At 64.7% G+C, this 17484-nt stretch carries 17 protein-coding genes; 10 read left to right on the top strand and 7 right to left on the bottom strand.

Annotation, left to right across the window (positions count from 1 at the left end; translation table 11 throughout):
- Positions 1-16: 16 nt before the first annotated feature.
- Entirely contained in the window at positions 17-1027 is a 1011-nt protein-coding gene (locus ACK8CP_RS17325; protein ID WP_414832638.1) for a TAXI family TRAP transporter solute-binding subunit, read from the bottom strand.
- Positions 1028-1250: 223 nt separating this feature from the next.
- Between ACK8CP_RS17325 and ACK8CP_RS17320 the strand changes: the two genes are divergently transcribed.
- Positions 1251-2549 carry a D-alanyl-D-alanine carboxypeptidase family protein gene (locus ACK8CP_RS17320; protein WP_414832637.1) on the top strand — a complete coding sequence of 433 codons (1299 nt, stop codon included), beginning with the start codon at positions 1251-1253 and terminating at the stop codon, positions 2547-2549.
- Positions 2550-2591: 42 nt separating this feature from the next.
- Here ACK8CP_RS17320 and ACK8CP_RS17315 read toward each other — a convergent pair whose 3' ends face one another.
- Positions 2592-2849, bottom strand: a complete 258-nt coding sequence (locus tag ACK8CP_RS17315; protein WP_414832636.1) for a sulfurtransferase TusA family protein — start codon at positions 2847-2849, stop codon at positions 2592-2594.
- Between the two features lie 71 nt (positions 2850-2920).
- On the opposite strand from ACK8CP_RS17315, the gene ACK8CP_RS17310 reads away from it, so the two are divergent.
- The 6 genes from ACK8CP_RS17310 to ACK8CP_RS17285 all read left to right on the top strand — a co-directional run bounded on the left by ACK8CP_RS17310 (position 2921) and on the right by ACK8CP_RS17285 (position 11190).
- On the top strand, positions 2921-4759 hold the full coding sequence (locus ACK8CP_RS17310; protein ID WP_414832635.1) for a long-chain-acyl-CoA synthetase: 1839 nt from the start codon (positions 2921-2923) through the stop codon (positions 4757-4759).
- A gap of 8 nt (positions 4760-4767) precedes the next feature.
- Positions 4768-5319 (top strand): DUF924 family protein, encoded by a 552-nt coding sequence (locus tag ACK8CP_RS17305; RefSeq protein WP_414832634.1) that lies wholly within the window; start codon positions 4768-4770, stop codon positions 5317-5319.
- Positions 5320-5424: 105 nt separating this feature from the next.
- Positions 5425-6606 (top strand): GNAT family N-acetyltransferase, encoded by a 1182-nt coding sequence (locus ACK8CP_RS17300; RefSeq protein ID WP_414832633.1) that lies wholly within the window; start codon positions 5425-5427, stop codon positions 6604-6606.
- Positions 6607-6774: 168 nt separating this feature from the next.
- Positions 6775-8013 carry a matrixin family metalloprotease gene (locus tag ACK8CP_RS17295; protein ID WP_414832632.1) on the top strand — a complete coding sequence of 413 codons (1239 nt, stop codon included), beginning with the start codon at positions 6775-6777 and terminating at the stop codon, positions 8011-8013.
- Positions 8014-8137: 124 nt separating this feature from the next.
- Complete coding sequence (gene xylB / locus ACK8CP_RS17290) at positions 8138-9592, top strand: xylulokinase (protein ID WP_414832631.1); 1455 nt, start codon at positions 8138-8140, stop codon at positions 9590-9592.
- Positions 9593-9864: 272 nt separating this feature from the next.
- Positions 9865-11190, top strand: a complete 1326-nt coding sequence (locus ACK8CP_RS17285) for an NAD(P)-dependent oxidoreductase (RefSeq protein WP_414834292.1) — start codon at positions 9865-9867, stop codon at positions 11188-11190.
- Between the two features lie 302 nt (positions 11191-11492).
- Here the strand turns inward: ACK8CP_RS17285 and ACK8CP_RS17280 are convergent, their stop codons facing one another.
- Positions 11493-11723 (bottom strand): type II toxin-antitoxin system HicB family antitoxin, encoded by a 231-nt coding sequence (locus ACK8CP_RS17280; protein WP_414832630.1) that lies wholly within the window; start codon positions 11721-11723, stop codon positions 11493-11495.
- A gap of 84 nt (positions 11724-11807) precedes the next feature.
- On the opposite strand from ACK8CP_RS17280, the gene preA reads away from it, so the two are divergent.
- The 3 genes from preA to ACK8CP_RS17265 all read left to right on the top strand — a co-directional run bounded on the left by preA (position 11808) and on the right by ACK8CP_RS17265 (position 13693).
- Positions 11808-13142, top strand: coding sequence for an NAD-dependent dihydropyrimidine dehydrogenase subunit PreA (preA, locus tag ACK8CP_RS17275; RefSeq protein ID WP_414832629.1), 1335 nt, complete (start codon positions 11808-11810; stop codon positions 13140-13142).
- A 68-nt stretch (positions 13143-13210) separates the two neighbouring features.
- Positions 13211-13462, top strand: a complete 252-nt coding sequence (locus ACK8CP_RS17270; protein WP_414832628.1) for a DUF1902 domain-containing protein — start codon at positions 13211-13213, stop codon at positions 13460-13462.
- A 36-nt stretch (positions 13463-13498) separates the two neighbouring features.
- Positions 13499-13693: a type II toxin-antitoxin system HicA family toxin gene (locus ACK8CP_RS17265; protein WP_234629248.1), complete on the top strand. Its 195-nt coding sequence runs from the start codon at positions 13499-13501 to the stop codon at positions 13691-13693.
- Between the two features lie 6 nt (positions 13694-13699).
- Here the strand turns inward: ACK8CP_RS17265 and ACK8CP_RS17260 are convergent, their stop codons facing one another.
- From ACK8CP_RS17260 to ACK8CP_RS17245, 4 genes are all read right to left on the bottom strand, one after another.
- Entirely contained in the window at positions 13700-14917 is a 1218-nt protein-coding gene (locus tag ACK8CP_RS17260) for an NAD(P)/FAD-dependent oxidoreductase (RefSeq protein ID WP_414832627.1), read from the bottom strand.
- Positions 14914-15630 carry a methyltransferase domain-containing protein gene (locus ACK8CP_RS17255; RefSeq protein WP_414832626.1) on the bottom strand — a complete coding sequence of 239 codons (717 nt, stop codon included), beginning with the start codon at positions 15628-15630 and terminating at the stop codon, positions 14914-14916. Before ACK8CP_RS17255 ends, ACK8CP_RS17260 begins: the two co-directional genes overlap by 4 nt.
- The gene (locus ACK8CP_RS17250) at positions 15627-16742 is read right to left on the bottom strand and encodes a type III polyketide synthase (protein WP_414832625.1); all 1116 of its coding nucleotides are present in this window, start codon (positions 16740-16742) and stop codon (positions 15627-15629) included. Before ACK8CP_RS17250 ends, ACK8CP_RS17255 begins: the two co-directional genes overlap by 4 nt.
- Before the next feature lie 116 nt (positions 16743-16858).
- Positions 16859-17377 carry a fasciclin domain-containing protein gene (locus ACK8CP_RS17245; protein WP_414832624.1) on the bottom strand — a complete coding sequence of 173 codons (519 nt, stop codon included), beginning with the start codon at positions 17375-17377 and terminating at the stop codon, positions 16859-16861.
- Positions 17378-17484 lie beyond the last annotated feature (107 nt).

Here is a 17484-nt window from a genome sequence, read left to right as displayed (position 1 = left end):
GTTTCGCACGCGCCTTTTATTCGGCCGAAACCTTGAGACGGTCCGGGATCGTGATCCCCTGCTCTTCGTAATAGCGCGCCGCGCCCGGATGCAGCGGCAGCGGCAGACCGGCGATCGCCGCTTCGAGCTTCATATTCTTCGTCGCCGGATGAATGCCCTGCAGGAACGGCAGGTTCTCGTAGATCGTCTTCGTCATCTTGTAGATGGTCTCTTCCGGCACATCGTCGCGCACGGCGAGGAAGTTCGGCTGCGCGATCGTGTTGATCTCCTTCTCCTGCCCCGGATAGGTCCCGGCCGGGATCGTGAAACGTGTCCACAATTCATCGAAATCGCCGTTCGCCTCCTGCATCTCCTCATCGGTGAAATCGAGGACGGTGATGTCGTTGCCCATATTGGCGAAGGCCTGGCTGATCGCACCGACCGGCGGGCCCGCCGGCGTCGAAATCAGCACCACCTGACCGTTCTGCAGGGCTTCCGCCGCCGGGCCGTAACCGGAATAAGCCAGGGTGAAATCCTGATCGATGTCGTAGCCGAGATTGCCGAGGATGGTGCGGTTGGAGCCGAGCGTGCCGGAATTCTGCGCGCCGAGATTGATCGACTTGCCCTTGGCGTTCGCGACATCGGCGATCGTGCCGGTGTCGGCGAGGTCGGATTTCAGGACGAAGTGCTCCACATTCGGCCACAGCATGGTGACGGAGCGGAGGTTCTTCTGCGGCCCTTCATTTTCCAACGGGCCGGAGCCCTTCTTCGCATAAGCGCCATAAAGGCCTTGCAGGATGGCGAACTGAACCTCGTTGTCGCGCATCAGCTTGATGTTCTCGGCCGAGCCCGCGGAGTTGATCGCCGACAGGCCGATCTTCTCAGTCGGCTGCAGCTTGACCTTGATGAGCGTGGCAAGAGCAACACCCACCGGATAATAAGTTCCTCCCGTTGAAGCGGTCGCCAGAAGGTAATTCTGTTCTTCCTGGGCTCGCCCCGAAGAAGGCCAGGCAATCGCGCCAACGAGAGCAAGGCTCGTCGCAGCCATGACAAAGGAGCGTAAAACTTTGCGTTGGAATAGCATTCTGTTCCTCCCACCATTGCAGTCTTATTGTTTTGGAAGACTGAGCTTATGGGCTATCGGCCGGAAAGCAAACCCCGCGCGAGCGCTCACGGAAACTCAAGCAAGGCGCGTTTGTGAAAGTGAGCCGAATTGTGTTACGCAGCGGCGGTCGCGTAAGTCTGACCCGGACAACTGTGGGGCCGAAACCTTGACACCTCCGCTTCGCATGCTTTCGGGGGCGCGCCTGCTGCTCGCTCTCCTGTTTCTTGTGACAGCTCCCCTTGCCGCCGCCGCCAACGAAACGGCCGACGATGGCGACGTCGTGGGACCTTATCTCCTGGTCGATGCGAAGAGCGGGGACGTCCTCGAGGAGCACGATGCGCTCCGCCCCTGGTATCCTGCGTCCACCACCAAGCTGATGACGGCCTTCGTCGTCTTCCGCGCCCTCGAGGTTGGCGAGATCACGCTGAAATCGCCGGTGGTGATGTCGCAGCACGCCTACAACCAGCCTTATGCGGCGCGTTTCTTCAAACCCGGCTCGGTCCTGACGGTCGACAACGCGCTCAAGGTCATGCTGGCGCGCTCCTCCAACGACATGGCGATGGCGATCGCGGAATCGGTCGGCGACGGCTATGACAATTTTCTGCTGCGCATGAACCTCGAGGCGAAGCGCCTCGGCATGACGCGCACGCAATTCGTCAACCCGCACGGCCTTTACAGTCCGCACCAGGTCACCTGTGCGCGCGACCTCGCGCTTCTGACGCGGGCGATCTTCGACGAATTCCCGCGCTACCGGCATTATTTTAACGTGCCCGCCATCAAGGTCGGGGGTGCGGTGAAGCGCAACACCAACCTTCTGATCGGCCGCTACCGCGGCGCCACCGGGATGAAGACCGGCTATATCTGCGATTCCGGCTGGAACCTGGTCGCGACCGCGCAGCGCGGCCGGCGCGAATTGATTGCGGTCGTTCTGGGCGCCGACAACGGTATCGACCGCGCCGAACGCGCCGCCCGTCTGCTGGATGCAGGCTTCGACCGCGGCGGAGGGCTCTTCTCAGGCGGCCCCGACATCAGCCGCATCAATTCCGGCTCCCGCTACACCGAGCCCTACGACATGCGCGATCAGGTGTGCAGCCCGCAGAAGGGCAAGCAGGTCGCCTCCAAGTCGAACCCGATCTACAAGCCCATGAAGGGCGGCCTCATCATGGTCGACGAGGGAGACGGCTTCAAACCCTCCCATATCGGCCAGCGCAAAGGTCCCGTGACCCCGATCGAGGTGGCGACCGGCGGCGTCGAAGGCCCGGGTGTCGATGACCTTGCGCAGGAGATTCTGACGGCACAGCTCGGCGTCATGCCACGGCCGCGCCCGACGATCGCCATCCCGCCCCGGCCGCAGCTCGCGACGGCGTTCGCGCCGAGCGAAGAGGTGAACAAGGCCGCGCCCGTCGATCCCGTCCTGCTCCTTGCCGCCCCGGCCCTGATGCCGCGCCCGCGGCCCGACCGGTAAGCATAAGCGCCGCCCGGCCCGGCGGCCTTTCGACAGGGATTCTCAGCCGCCGGTTTCGATCTCGTAGCGGCTGACACCCTCGTCGTCGTGACGCCCCAAAAAGCGGTGGCCGCGTTCGTTGCAGAAATGCGGAATGTCGATCGCCGCCATCGGGTCGGTCGCCAGGACCACGACCCGCACGCCCGGTGGCAGCGCCGCGATCCCCTTGGCGGTTTTCAAGACCGGCAGCGGGCATTTCAGCCCGCGCACGTCGATCACGTGGCAGTTGTTTTCTTCATCCCCTGAATGAATGGCCAACATCGGCCTCCTTGCAGGCTTGACCTCTTCAATTTCCGTCCCTGGTATGGGAAGAGATGCCAGAAACAGCAAGAATGCCGCGGGCTCTTCTGCCTGAAGCGGCGGGGGAGACGATGGGCTTTATCGAAAGAATCAAGAGCGAACTCGCCTATGTACGCGGCGCCCTGCGTGCACTTCGCAAAGTCAGCTCGGCGGCAAAGAACCGCAACCGCACTTTTCCCGATCTGATCGAGGACATCGCAAAAGAGCATGGCGACCGGCCGGCGATGATCGCCGAGAACGAGCGCATGAGCTACCGCGAATACAACGAGCGGGCCAACCAATATGCCCGCTGGGCCATCGCCAACGGCGTCAAAAAGGGCGATTGCGTCGCCCTGATGATGCCGAACAAGCCGGAATACATGGCCGCCTGGCTCGGCATCGCGCGGGCCGGCGGCGTCACCGCCTGCCTCAACACCAATCTGCGCGGGCCGGTCCTCGCCAATTGCGTGAACATCGTGGAGCCGAAGCACATCATCGTCGACACGGCGATCTCCGACGGCTTTCACACCGCCGATCCCTTTCTTCAGACGAAAGCGGAATACTGGGCCTATGGCAGCGGCGTGGACGCGTGGAAACGGCTCGACGAGGCGCTCGACACGTTCAGCCGCGCTCCGCTCGAAGCCTCCGAAAGGCCGAAGCTGACCACGTCGGACCGCTGCCTCTTCATCTATACGAGCGGCACGACCGGCATGCCGAAGGCCGCCAACATCAACCACTACCGCGTGCTCGCCATCTCGCTCGGCTTCAACGGCGCCATGGATATGAAGCCGCACGACCGCATCTATGTCTGCCTGCCGCTCTATCATACGACCGGCAGCGTGCTCGCGTCCGGCGCGGCGCTGACGGCGGGCGCCAGTGTCGTCATCCGCGAGAAATTCTCCGCCAGCCAGTTCTGGGACGACGTCGTCGACTACGAATGCACGATCTTCCAGTATATCGGCGAGCTCTGCCGCTACCTCTTGAACAGCCCGACGCACCCCAAGGAACGCCAGCACAAGCTTCGGCTTGCCTGCGGCAACGGTCTGCGCCCCGACATCTGGGAAGATTTCAAGAACCGCTTCGCCATCCCGAAGATCCTGGAATGGTATGCGGCGACGGAAGGCAACGCCGTCTTCTTCAATTTCGACGGCAAGGTCGGCTCCGTCGGGCGCATTCCGAAATGGGCGGAGAAGCGCTTCGTCACCGAGATCGTCCGCTTCGACCATTCCTCCGAAGAGCCGGAGCGCGGTCCCGATGGCTTCTGCATGAAATGCGCGCCGGGTGAAATCGGCGAGGTGATCTCGCAGATCATCGACGATCCGAGCCGTCCGAGCCAGCGTTTCGAAGGCTACGCCGATCCCAAGGCGACCGAGAAGAAGATCCTCAAGGACGTCTTCACAAAGGGCGATATGTGGTTCCGCACCGGCGACCTCATGAAGAAGGACGAAATGGGCTACTTCTATTTCGTCGATCGCATCGGGGACACCTTCCGCTGGAAGGGCGAGAACGTCGCCACCTCCGAAGTGGCGGAGGCGATCACCGTCTATCCGGGCGTCAAGGATGCCAATGTCTTCGGCGTTTCGGTGCCCAACACCGACGGACGCGCCGGCATGGCCTCGCTCGTCGTCGAAGACGCCTTCGATATGAACGGCTTCTACGTCCATGTGGAACGGCATCTGCCGCGGTATGCGCGGCCGATCTTCCTGCGCCTGCAGCAGTCGATGGAAATGACCGGCACCTTCAAGCAGCGCAAGGTCGACCTCGTGCGCGAGGGCTTCGACCCGAACCGCATCGCCGATCCGCTCTATATGCTGCACCCGGAAAAGCAGACCTATGTGCCGCTCGACACGGGCCTCTATGAAGAGGTCGAGAGCGGCGATCTCCGGCTTTGAGGCGAGTGATGTCACCGACAAATCCGGGCCCGCACGACGTGATCGCCTTCTGGCGCGAGGCGGGCCCGGAGAAGTGGTTCAAGAAGAGCGACGCCTTCGATCGCGAGATCGGCGAGCGTTTCGGCGCCCTGCATGAGGCCGCATCGAAGGGCGCGCTCGAGGACTGGGCCGAGACGCCGGACGGCGCTCTCGCCCTCATCCTCCTCCTCGATCAATTCTCTCGAAATCTCAACCGTCAGCGGCCGGAGGCCTTCGCCAACGACGCGGCGGCGCTTCGGCTGGCCAGGAAAGCTCTGTCTGAAGGCTACGAGAACCAGGTGCCGGCGGACGTCGCGAAATTCTTCGTCATGCCCTTCATGCATTCGGAGAGCCTTCCCGACCAGGACCGTTGCGTCGCGCTCAGCCACCGGCTCGACAAGGCCGGCACGCTCTCCTTTGCCCTGGAGCATCGGGACATCATCCGCCGTTTCGGCCGCTTTCCCCACAGAAATGCCGTGCTTGACCGGCACACGAGTCCCGCGGAGCGGCGGTTTCTGGAGGAAGGCGGTTTTTCCGGCTGAAGCGGCGTCCGATCCTGCGGTGCGTTGTGCGAAGTTGAGCGGCCTTGTTAGGGATAATTTTACCTAATTCCCTCCCCGCCGCTGGGCCTCTGCTACCGTTGTATAATGGAGATGATGCCCCTGAAGAGCGACGCCGGATGGGTGAAAACCCCGGGCCCTGCCACCGAGCCCACATTCCGCCTTCTCATCGAGAAGCCGGAAGCGTTGAGCGTCCACGCCGACGAGATCGAGAGGCTGGCAGACGAAAGCCTCGACGCCAATCCCTTCTACCTTCCGGCCTTCCTCGGCCCCGCCATCAGGGCGTTCGGCAACGGAGAGGTCGAGCTCGCGCTTTTCTATGCCGGCACCCGCCTCGTCTTTTTCGCGCCGATCCTGTGCGCACCTTTTCGCCGCGGCGCGCTGCGCATGGCCCAGATCTGGAGCCACAATTATGGCCCCCTCGGCGTGCCGCTGCTTGATCGCGCCCGCGGACACGCCGTCGCCCGGGCGCTCTTCGCCGATCTCGCAGACGCTGGCATCGAGCTTTTGATGCTGAGCGACACGCCCGTCCTCTGCGACACCTGGATCAGTCTGCGGCGTGCGGCCGAGGGTCGGGTTCACACGATCTTTCGCGAAGAACGTCCCATCCTCACCGCCGAGCCGGATGCCCTCCAGGAATTCGAAGCCGGCATCTCGTCACAGCGCCGCAAGGACATCGGCCGCCTTCGCCGCCGGCTGGAGGAAGAGGGCCCGGTGGAGTTTTCGACGGCGACCGGCGCGGCGCTTCCCCCGGCACTCGACGATTTCCTCGCGCTGGAGGCCGCCGGCTGGAAGGGCCGCCGCGGCACCGCCATCCTCACCCATGCCGGCAGGCGCTTCGCCGAAGATGCGATCCTCGCGCTCGGCGCGCGCGACGCTGCCAGAATCGAGCGTCTGACGGTCGGCGGCAAGCTGGCCGCATCCTCGATCACGCTGGTCTCCGGCTCGCTCCTCATCCCCTGGAAGATCGCCTTCGACGAGAGCTTTTCGCGCTTTTCGCCAGGTGTTCAGCTTATCCTGCGCAACACCCGGCTATGGCTCTCGGATCCGGCCATCGCCCGGATCGATCCCGTTTCGAACACCGCCGATGCCAGGCTCCTCACACATTACTGGCACCATTCGGAGCCTTATGAAGCAGCCGTTCTGGAGGTGACGCCGTCCGCCACGAGGGCGCGGCTTGCCCGCTCGGCCGAGCATGGGCGCTGGCTTCTCCGTCAGCAGGCGCGGGCCGTCCGCGACCGCCTGCAAGGACGCTTCCGCCGCAACTGACCCGAGCCGCAAAACGCCCGTGCAAGCTTCGCGCAAGACAGGCGCGATAAGCTTAAATGACCCTCGGCAAAATTTCCTTCAGGTTTTAGCCGCAATCGTTTCGTCCTCTCAGGAGAATATTACGAATCTCGTGTAACGAGCTGACAGCGACCTCAGAGGAATTGAACCATGGCCAACTACGGAACGACGTTCGACCAGGCGATCATAACCTTCGCGTCGACGGCGCCCGATTATGGCTTCAACATCGCTGATGCCTTTGCGATCTGGGATCCGTGGATGGAACCCGATTTCGTCAGCGCTGCCAATTTCATGTCCGCCGACATCCAGATTCTTCAGGGTCCGATCGACGGCTATGGCGGCACGCTCGGCAATTGCGTGACCTATATCAGCGGCACGACCATCACGAGCGCCGAGATCACCATCGACGAAGCCGATCCGGATCAGGATCACCTGTCGGTGCTCGCCCACGAGATCGGCCACGCCATCGGCCTCGACCACGACGATGATCCCACCTCGATCATGTATCCCTTTTCGATGGGCGTGATCACGCTGAATGCCGCGAACATCACCGAGCTGCAGTCCCTCTACGGACCGGACAGCGGCGACAATTATCTGGTCGGCACCGCCGAGGCCGACAATTTCTCCGGCGGCGCCGGCGCCGATACCATGTTCGGCGGCACGGGAGCGGACAATCTCCGCGGCGGGGACGGCGCCGACCTCATCTTCGGCGGCCAGGGCAATTTCGCCGATTATCTCGATGCGGGCAGCGGCAATGACACGGTCTATGGCGGCGACGGGGTCGACACGCTCTACGGCGGCACCGGCAACGATGCGCTCGGCGGCGGCAGCGGCACCGATCACATCTATGGCGGCGATGGCGCAGATCTTCTCTTCGGCGGCGGCGATGCCGCGGCCGACGATCTGAACGGCGAGGCTGGAAACGACGCCCTCTACGCCGGCGCCGGCAACGACACCTTGAAGGGCGGCATCGGCAACGACGAGCTGGGCGGCGCCGCCGGCAACGACGTGCTCCAGGGGGGCGACGGCAACGACACGCTTTATGGCGCGGCCGGCAACGATACGCTCTACGGCAGCAATGGCGCCGACCTCCTCTTCGGGGGCACGGGCGACGACCAGATCTATCTCGGGACGTCCGACGGCGCCGCCGACATCTACGCCACCGTCGCAAACAACGGCGACGACACCGTCTTCGGATTCGAGAACGGCATCGACCGCATCGACGTCTCCGATAACGGCTTCAGCAGCTTCTCAGAGCTCACAATTGCCCAGGACGGCGCGGGCAACGCCTTGATCGATCTCGACGGCGGCGACGTTCTGACATTGAACGGCATCGCCGTCAGCGCTCTCGACGAAAGCGATTTCATCTTTCAAACGCTGACGAGCTGACACCCGCCTGCCTGGCCTCCCCGGCCTGCGGCGCCCACAGCGCGCCATCCTTCCGGGCATGCCGATCTCGACCTCAGCCCCCTCCGCCGCTAAGAGGTAATCGAGGCAGCAAGGGGTTTTTTCCGTGTATCTCGGCATCGATATCGGCACGTCGTCCATCAAGGTCATCCTGATGACGGCGGCACAGGACGTTCTCGCTTCCGCCACCGCGCCGCTCGACGTGATGCGGCCGCAACCCGGATGGTCGGAGCAGGATCCGAACGCCTGGATCGCCGCGCTCGGCACGGCCATGGACGCCTTGAAGCGCGAACGTCCGGCCGAGGTAGCCGCCGTCAAAGGGATCGGCCTCTCCGGTCAGATGCATGGCGCCACGCTCGTCGCCAAGGACGGTGCGCCGATCCGCCCCTCGATCCTGTGGAACGACGGACGGTCCGCCGAGGAAGCGCGCCGGCTCGACGCCGATCCGCGCTTCCATGAGATCACCGGCAATCTCGTCTTTCCGGGCTTCACCGCGCCGAAGCTCGCCTGGGTGAAGACGCATGAGCCGGAAAACTTCGCCGCGACCGCCAAGGTGCTGCTGCCCAAGGATTTCGTGCGCCTTTATCTGACGGCGGATGCGGCAACCGACATGTCGGACGCCTCCGGCACCTCCTGGCTCGATGTCGGCAAGCGCTGCTGGTCGCCGGAGCTCCTGGCGGCAACCGACATGGACGAAAGCCAGATGCCGAAGCTCTACGAGGGCTCGCAGGCAACCGGCACGCTGCGCCCGGCACTGGCCCGCCTCTGGGGCATGACCGGCGAAGTGGTCGTCGCCGCCGGCGGGGGCGACAATGCCGCGGCCGCCTGCGGCGTGGGCGTCACCCATCCGGGCGCCGCCTTCGTCTCGCTCGGCACTTCGGGCGTCGTCTTCGCCGCAACGGAGGCTTTCGCGCCCAACGTGGAAAGCGCCGTTCACGCGTTCTGCCACGCCCTGCCGAACACCTGGCACCAGATGGGCGTCATCCTGTCGGCCGCAGGCTCGCTCGAATGGCTGAGCCGGCTTCTCAAGGAGCCGGTGCCCGATCTCATCGGCCATCTCGGCGCCACCCCGGATTACCCGGCGCCCGTTCTCTTCCTGCCTTATCTTTCCGGAGAGCGCACGCCTCACAACGATGCGGCGGCGCGCGGCGTCTTCATCGGCCTTGCGCAGGAAAGCGACCGCGCCACCCTCACCCAGGCGGTGCTGGAAGGCGTTGCCTTCGCACTCGCCGATTGCCAGGCAGCCCTTGCCGCCGCCGGCACCACCATTCCGCGCTATCTCGCGGTCGGGGGCGGCTCGCGCTCCAAGGCCTGGCTGACGATCATGGCGAGCGCCCTCAACACCCCGATCGGCATTCCCGAAGAAGGCGATTACGGCGCCGCCTTTGGTGCGGCTCGTCTCGGCCTCCTGGCCGCAGAGGGCGGCGACCCCGCCGAGATCCTCACGCATCCGCCGCTCGCCGACACCATCGATCCGGTTCCGGCCCTGAGCGAAGCCTACCGCGACAGCTATGAGCGCTGGCGTGCACTCTATCCGGCGGTGCGCGACGTCATGCGGTAAGCCCGCGCGGCCACCGCATCTCGCCGGGAGATCGCCGACGGCCCTGCTGAGCCGGGGTGCGGCGACCACGTCCGCCCTCCCGCAACCCTTTGAACAAAAAGCGCTCGCGCCTGCTTTTCAGGCGCCTCAAAGTGTTGCGCAAATGAAAAATTTGACCAACTGGTCGAAAATGCGCATTCTTCCCGTGGGAACAGCAATATTCACGGGAGAAAGAAGCCGTGAACCAGATTTCGTCAGGCCGGCCGGCAGCAACACCGGTCGGCGAACCGGACATTTGTGCCGCCCGCCTAAATGTTGAAGATTATCTGAAGAATTTTTCTGACCTGCACCCGCCGCTTTCGCCACACGAGGCGCTGGTGGAGGCTGACCGTTGCTATTTCTGTTTCGACGCCCCCTGCACCGAGGCCTGCCCGACCTCGATCGACATCCCGCTCTTCATCCGCCAGATCCAGGCGCACAATCCGAAGGGCGCGGCCGAGACGATTTTCGAGCAGAACATTCTGGGCGGCATGTGCGCCCGCGTCTGCCCGGTCGAGACGTTGTGCGAGGAAGCCTGCGTCCGCAATCTCGCCGAGGACAAGCCGGTGAAGATCGGCTTCCTGCAGCGCTTTGCGACCGACGCGATGATGGCGGCAGGCGAGCATCCTTTCGAACGCGCAGCGCTAAGCGGCAAGCGCGTCGCCATCGTCGGTGCGGGACCGGCCGGGCTCTCCTGCGCCCATCGGCTGGCCATGCACGGCCACGACGTCACGATCTTCGAAGCGCGCGACAAGCCCGGCGGCCTCAACGAATACGGCATCGCCGCCTACAAGACCCCGGACGGCTTTGCGCAGAAGGAAGTCGAATTCCTGCTCAGGATCGGCGGCATCACCATCGAAACGGGCAAAGCGCTCGGGCGCGAGCTCACCCTCGACGGCTTGAAGGCTGATTACGACGCAATCTTCCTCGGCCTCGGACTTGCCGGCGTCAACGCGCTCGGCGCTGAAGGTGAGGATGCCTCAGGCTCCGCCGACGCGATCACCTGGATCTCCGACCTGCGCCAGACGCTCGACCTTTCCACGCTGCCGATCGGGCGCCGCGTCGTCGTCATCGGCGGCGGCATGACCGCCGTCGACGCGGCCGTGCAGTCGAAGCTTCTCGGCGCCGAAGAGGTCACGATCGTCTACCGCCGCGGCCCCGAGGCCATGAAGGCCTCCGGCTTCGAGCAGGAGCTCGCCCAGACGAAGGGCGTCACCATCCGCCACTGGGCCAAGCCGAAGCGCCTCCTCTCCGAGAACGGTCATGTGGCAGGGATCGAGCTCGAGCGCACCCGCGAGGAAGACGGCCGCCTCGTCGGCACGGGCGAGACGTTCGCCCTCGCCGCCGACATGGTGTTCAAGGCGATCGGCCAGACCTTTCTGCCCGCCTCGCTCGACGGCGCGGCGGACGCCATCGCGCTCGCGCACGGCCGCATCGACGTCGACGACGAACGCCGCACCTCGGTTGCCGGCATCTGGGCCGGCGGCGACTGCGTCCCGGGCGGCGAAGATCTCACCGTCGCCGCCGTCGAAGACGGCAAGGTCGCGGCCGAGAGCATCCACCGCGCATTGATGGGGTGAGTGTCATGCCGAGCCTCTCAAACAGCCTCGCCCCTCGGATCGGGGCACTATCAGTCGCAACAGGCTCCACTCCTCTCCCCCTTGGGGAGAGGTGGCCGCGCGCCAACGGCGCGAGGTCGGTGAGGGGGCGGCGTCTCAGCCGGTCGCAGGAAGAGCTGAATGGGGAAAGGCAGCCCCCTCACCGCCCGCTACGCGGGCACCTCTCCCCAAGGGGGAGAGGAACGGAGCTGAGCCGCAATGCTGCACGCCAAATGCAGTCGCCGTTTCACGTGAAGGAAAAGCAAGGGCTCGGTGCCGGATCGCTAAACCGAGATTTCGACGCTTCTGAAGATCGGTTCGATATCGTCCGGGATACCTTCTCCGCGATCACGCCGCACCTCAAGTGCAAGCTCGATGGCCTCGCGTGCCATCGCCAGGCTTCCTTCCTCAGTGTCACCATGAGTCACGACTTCCGGAAGAGCCGGGACGAGGACGGTGTATCCACCCTCCGGCTGCGGCAGGAGAAGGACAGTATATCTCCGCTCGTCCGCCATACTGAACACACCCTCCCGCTCTGGTGCGGCCGCTTCGAATTTATCTCGTCTCGCCGAAACTCCCAAGCCTGAGAGGTTCTTCTCATGGTCAGTCTCGCTTCGAACTTCCTCGGCATCAAATCGCCGAATCCGTTCTGGCTCGCCTCCGCGCCGCCGACGGACAAGGAGTACAACGTGGTGCGCGCCTTCCGCGAAGGCTGGGGTGGCGTCGTCTGGAAGACGCTCGGCGAGGACCCGCATATCGTCAACGTCAACGGCCCGCGCTACGGCGCCATTCACGGGCCGGACCGGCGGCTTCTGGGCCTCAACAACATCGAACTGATCACCGACCGGCCGCTGGAGGTGAACCTTCGCGAGATCAAGCAGGTGAAGCGCGACTGGCCGGATCGCGCCGTCGTCGTCTCCCTCATGGTCCCCTGCGAGGAGAGTAACTGGGTCAACATCCTGCGCCGCGTGGAAGAAACCGGCGCCGACGGGATCGAGCTCAATTTCGGCTGCCCGCACGGCATGTCGGAGCGCGGCATGGGCTCCGCCGTCGGCCAGGTGCCCGAATACATCGAAATGGTCGCGCGCTGGTGCAAGGCGAACACCCGCATGCCCGTCATCGTCAAGCTGACGCCGAACATCACCGACATCCGCTACCCGGCGAGGGCGGCGCAGAAGGGTGGCGCCGACGCGGTCTCCCTGATCAACACCATCTCCTCCATCACCGGCGTCGACCTCGACCTCTTCGCCCCGGAACCGACCATCGACGGCAAGGGCTCGCATGGCGGCTATTGCGGCCCGGCGGTGAAGCCGATCGCCCTCAACATGGTGGCCGAGATCGCCCGCGATCCGGAAACCCGCAACCTGCCGATCTCCGGCATCGGCGGCATCACCACCTGGAAGGATGCGGCCGAGTTCATGGCGCTGGGGGCGCAGAACGTTCAGGTCTGCACGGCCGCGATGACCTACGGCTTCAAGATCGTCCGCGAGATGGTGGAAGGGCTCGAGCGCTGGATGGCCGAGAAGGGGTTTGAGACCCTCGACGACTTCATCGGCCGTGCCGTGCCCAACGTCACCGACTGGCAGTATCTCAACCTCAATTACGTCACGAAGGCGCGCATCGACCAGGAGCTCTGCATCAAATGCGGGCGTTGTCACATCGCCTGCGAGGACACTTCGCACCAGGCGATCACCCACATGGTCGACGGCAAACGCCATTTTGAGGTGATCGACGCCGAATGTGTCGGCTGCAATCTCTGCGTCAATGTCTGCCCGGTCGAGAACTGCATCACCATGGAGCAGGTCGCCGATTACGATCCCCGCACGAAAAAGCCGATCCCGGCCGAATACGGCAACTGGACGCGCCACCCGAACAACCCGATGGCGAAGCCCGACGCCGACATCGAAAAGATCGTCCCGGACGCGGCGGAGTAGCGCCAACGCCGGCTGCGCTCGCCGCATCGTCGTGATATTCTCGGGCAACCAAGAGCGAGGATCGACGGATGACTGAAAGCTCAACCCATTCGATCGAAATCACGGCAGACTGGGACGCTGAGGCAAGGGTGTGGGTCGCGGTCAGCGAGGACGTGCCGGGACTGGTGGTAGAGGCACGCAGTGTTGACACGCTTGTCGCGGAGATCGAGGCGCTCATACCGCAACTCCTGAGAGCAAACGGGCATCATTCGGACGCCCCCGCAGGGATCGAGTATCATCTGACAGCCCACGTTCGGAGCACCCTTTCCGCTGCTGCGTGAGATCCTTCTGGCTCATCGCGATCGGGGGCGACGGCGATGGGAAACTACTACCGAGATTTGGCAAAGATACTCAGGGCCAACGGCTGTCGCTTCGTACGGCAGGGGACAGGCAGCCATGAAGTCTGGTACAGCCCGCTTTCACAACAGCATTTCACCGTGGCGGTGACCGTAGCTTCGCGCCACACCGCGAACGCGATACTCAAGCAAGCTGGCATATCCCGAAAGCTGTAGAGCGGCTCAGCTGAGTCGCATCCGGCCCACCCCGACACGCTCATTCGACATTTCTGCGATCGTCTTCGTCTTCCCCGAAAGCCGCGCGCCGAGCGTGAGGAGGGCGGGCAGCGCTTCGATCGCGCCTCCCATCAGCCGCGCGCCAGCCGGCCTCAGAGCGAGCCCGGCGATGGCGGAAGCGGCGAGGATGCGTGCACCGAACTGGGCGCGCCAGCGGCGGGAATAGCGGCGACCGGCTGCGTCGCGTTCGGCACGTTTCGCCGGATCGATCGCTTCAAGCTCGTCTACGAGAAGCCAGGCCGATTGCATCGCCATCGAAATCCCCTCCGCGATCACCGGATGCGATTCCCCCGCCACATTGCCGATGCGGAAGACGTCGTCCCGGTAGCGGGCGCGCATCCCCGGTCGGATCGGCCCCGCGGCGAGCCACGGCCCTTGACGTTGCGCCTCGCCGATCGCCGCGCGCACACCGCGACAGGAGGCGAGGAGATGGCGGTGCACCGCATCCGAAGCCGAGCCGCCGCCGGTCTCCCTGCGAAGGGCTGCGAGCGCATCGCGGCGGATGCAGAGCGACAGCGAAAGCCGGCCACGATCCGCCCAGACCATGCCGCCATAGCCGCCGGGAAAGACGAGAAGCGGCATCAGGTCCGGCTCCAGCCTCGCCCCCGAAAAATGCGCCTTGAAGCCGAGGAGATCGGATGGAGCGTTGGTCTTCTGAAGCTGGCTCGGCAGGCCGCCCGGCTCCCAGGAACCATGGGCGGCGATGACGACCGGGGCCGACAAGGTCGCCTCCTCATCCCGCGAGGCGATCGTCACCGTGCTCCCGTCCCCGCTCGGACGCACACCGGTGGCGCGGAACGGCTGGAAGAGCGTGGCGCCGGCACGCGACGCCTCCTGCACCAGAAGTTCGTCGAGCACGTCGCGACCGAGCGCCCGCCCGAATCCTGCCCCATGCGCGGCCGGCATCCGTGCCGTCACGACGCGTTCGCCAGAGAACAGCGCGACGCGCCGCACCTCCGGCCCGGCGAGCGACCGCCATGCGCTTCCGAGCCCCAGACGGTCGATCACCGCAAGGCTGGTTGCGGAAACGAACTCGCCGCAGACCTTTCGGCGCGGAAATTCCGCCTTCTCGACGAGCGCGACCTGAAAGCCGCGGCGCGCCAGAACGATCGCCGCGGTGGAGCCCGCAGGTCCGGCGCCGAGGATGATCGCATCGAAGCTCATGTGGCCGCCGCCTCGCTCCGTCGCGCCACGAAGGCCTGGGTGAAGAGCCCCCGCCGCCCCTCCTGAAGCCTTCCGCGAAAGCCTGCCGGCCAGAGCGCCGAGAGCTCCCTGCCCGCAAAGCCGGCGCGCACGCTCGCCACCGCGTCGTGGCGCGTGACGTCGTTGGCGCCGATCGCCCAGAGCATGTGCGCCGTAACGAGAGGCAGCTTCCCGCGGAGCGGCTCCGTCGCGACGAACACCGGCGCGATCTCCGCAACCCGGGCAAAGAGACGGCCGAGCTCTTCGTCGTCAAAATGGTGCAGGAAGAGGTTTGCGGTGACGAGATCGAAATCTCGGTCTGCCGATCGCTCGACATAGTCGAAGACGTCGGCCTGGACGGGCCGCACCGTCCAGCCGAGTGCACCAAAGGCGGCAAAACTCTCATCGCTCAACAGATGCTGCCGGTCGAGGAGAACGAGGTCGACATCCCGCCAGTGGGGCGCCAGCCGTCGCGCGAGCTTCACCATGAAGGTGCCGTCGCCCGCGCCGATCTCCAGAATACGTTTGGGCGGTTTCACGAGGCTCCCGCGCAGAAGACCCGCTGCGATCGGCGCCTGCGTCATGATCACATTGATCCACTTCAAGTCGCGGCGAGAGCCCACCGCCCGCGGATCCTGCTCCGACAGCTGATCGAGGATCTCCGGCTCGACCCGCCGAAACGCCAGGCCGCTCATGGCTGCCGTCCCACGGCTTCAAAGCGCATCGTCTCCGCCGTCAGACCCGGGCCGAAGGCCATACCGCAGCCACGTTCGCCGGCCTTTGCCGTCGCCAGCATCTTTTCCAGCACGAACATGACGGTCGCCGAGGACATGTTGCCGTTGTCGCGGAGAACCGCCCGCGAGCGGTCGAGGGCATGCGCGTCCAGAGCGAGCGCCCGCTGCACCGCATCGAGCACGGAGCGTCCGCCCGGATGCACAGCCCAGAGATCGATGTCCTCAACCGCCGTGTTGCCCAAAACCTCCCGCTGACGGCCCCCGAGCAATTCATGAATGACCGCCGGAACACGGCCCGAGAGCACCATGTCGAAACCGTCGTCGCGCACGTTCCAGGTCATCAACTCGCGGCTGTCGGCGGCAAGGAGCGTGCGAAAACTGTCGAGCCGAATGCCGACCGGGTCGGCCGAGACGAGCGAGGCGGCGCAACCGTCGCCCCAGAGGCAGAAGGAGAGAAGCGCCTCCATGTCGACGGTGTCTTTCAAGTGCAGGGTGCAGAGCTCGATGTTGACGACGAGCACCCGCGCTTCCGGTTCGGAGCGCACGATGTGGCGGGCGAGTTTCAGCGCGTTGAGCGCCGCGTAGCAGCCCATGAAGCCGACGAGCGTGCGCTCCACCGTTTGTGCAAGGCCGCAGCGCGCGACGAGTTCGAGATCGATGCCGGGCGCGGAAAAACCGGTGCAGCTCGTCACGATGAGATGCGTGACGCGGTCGCGCTCCTCTTCGAGATCGAGCCGCTCCACGGCAATTTCCGCGAGGTCCGGCGCATGGCTCTCATAAAGGTCCATGCGCTGCGCCGTTCCCGGAAACGCACCGCGCAGGAAAATACCCCCCGCATCGACCTTGATGCCTTCGGGGTCCTCGGCCGGGGCCACACAGGAATAGCGGTGCTCGATACCGCCCTTGTCGGCCATCCGCGAAAAGATCGCCCGCTGGCGCGGGTCATCCTTCAGCTGCGCCGCGGCAAAGCCAAGGAAATAGCGGTGCACGTCGTTGGCGGGCACCGCCGTCGCAATGCGGTTGATATAGGCTTCGGCCAAAATGCCCTCGACGCGAATTGCTGTTGTCAGCAAGATTAAGTAGCGCCCATCGGCACATGACAAAGGCAAACGCCACTCGAATTTCCACTTAGACCGTCACGACGACGCCAAGAAACCAAATCCCTTTTGGCAGCCTGCTCGGAATGCTTCTATTCCGCCCCGCTGGCCGGCACGATCAGCCCCTCGGGCACCAGCACCTTGTCGATGACGTCGATCAGGCCGTTGCTGGCCGCGATATCGGCCTTGCGGATGCGCGCCTCGCCGACCATCAGCTGATCGCCGATCGAGGTCACGGTCAGCTTGGAACCATCGAGCGTCTCGACCTCCGTCTCGCCGTCGAAGGATTTCGTCGGCAGCGCCGCCTCCACGATATGGTGGCGCAAGAGGGCCGCGAGCGTCTCCTTGCCGTCCGGCTTCTTCAGCATCTCTTCAAGCTCGCTCGGCAATTGCTCGAAGGCGACATTGTCCGGCGCGAGCAGCGTCAGCGGCTCATCGCCCTGCAGCGTTTCCTTGAGGCCGGCTTTCTCGACAGCCTCGGCCAGCGAGGAGAGTTCCGGCCGGTTTTCGATCGCGCTCCACAAATCCGCCTCGGCGGCAAGCGCAGGTGCACTTTGAAGCCCGAGACCGACAACAGCAGCAGCGGCGAGAATTTTCAGATGATTGCGCACGATATCCTCCCTCGTTGCGGGATCAACGGCGCGGGCCGGAACCCGTTCGACGGGTGCAGTCATATTTGCGCGAGGCGTCTTTCTGACGACGACAAGGAGGCGGAGGT

The organism is Afifella sp. YEN Y35 (assembly GCF_047553465.1).
Lineage (GTDB): Bacteria > Pseudomonadota > Alphaproteobacteria > Rhizobiales > Afifellaceae > Afifella > Afifella aestuarii.
The sequence above is the reverse complement of the archived record's forward strand: the minus strand, read 5'-3'. Positions and strand labels throughout refer to the sequence as shown.

What these genes read in the sequence shown, in the direction of transcription:
- ACK8CP_RS17310 (WP_414832635.1), top strand. Translation starts at nt 2,921, where the DNA reads ATGCCGCGGGCTCTTCTGCCTGAAGCGGCGGGGGAGACGATGGGCTTT.
- ACK8CP_RS17300 (WP_414832633.1), top strand. Translation starts at nt 5,425, where the DNA reads ATGGAGATGATGCCCCTGAAGAGCGACGCCGGATGGGTGAAAACCCCG.
- ACK8CP_RS17260 (WP_414832627.1), bottom strand. Translation starts at nt 14,917, where the DNA reads ATGAGCTTCGATGCGATCATCCTCGGCGCCGGACCTGCGGGCTCCACC.
- ACK8CP_RS17280 (WP_414832630.1), bottom strand. Translation starts at nt 11,723, where the DNA reads ATGGCGGACGAGCGGAGATATACTGTCCTTCTCCTGCCGCAGCCGGAG.
- ACK8CP_RS17325 (WP_414832638.1), bottom strand. Translation starts at nt 1,027, where the DNA reads ATGGCTGCGACGAGCCTTGCTCTCGTTGGCGCGATTGCCTGGCCTTCT.
- ACK8CP_RS17255 (WP_414832626.1), bottom strand. Translation starts at nt 15,630, where the DNA reads ATGAGCGGCCTGGCGTTTCGGCGGGTCGAGCCGGAGATCCTCGATCAG.
- ACK8CP_RS17315 (WP_414832636.1), bottom strand. Translation starts at nt 2,849, where the DNA reads ATGTTGGCCATTCATTCAGGGGATGAAGAAAACAACTGCCACGTGATC.
- preA (WP_414832629.1), top strand. Translation starts at nt 11,808, where the DNA reads ATGGTCAGTCTCGCTTCGAACTTCCTCGGCATCAAATCGCCGAATCCG.
- ACK8CP_RS17265 (WP_234629248.1), top strand. Translation starts at nt 13,499, where the DNA reads ATGGGAAACTACTACCGAGATTTGGCAAAGATACTCAGGGCCAACGGC.
- ACK8CP_RS17305 (WP_414832634.1), top strand. Translation starts at nt 4,768, where the DNA reads ATGTCACCGACAAATCCGGGCCCGCACGACGTGATCGCCTTCTGGCGC.
- ACK8CP_RS17270 (WP_414832628.1), top strand. Translation starts at nt 13,211, where the DNA reads ATGACTGAAAGCTCAACCCATTCGATCGAAATCACGGCAGACTGGGAC.
- ACK8CP_RS17295 (WP_414832632.1), top strand. Translation starts at nt 6,775, where the DNA reads ATGGCCAACTACGGAACGACGTTCGACCAGGCGATCATAACCTTCGCG.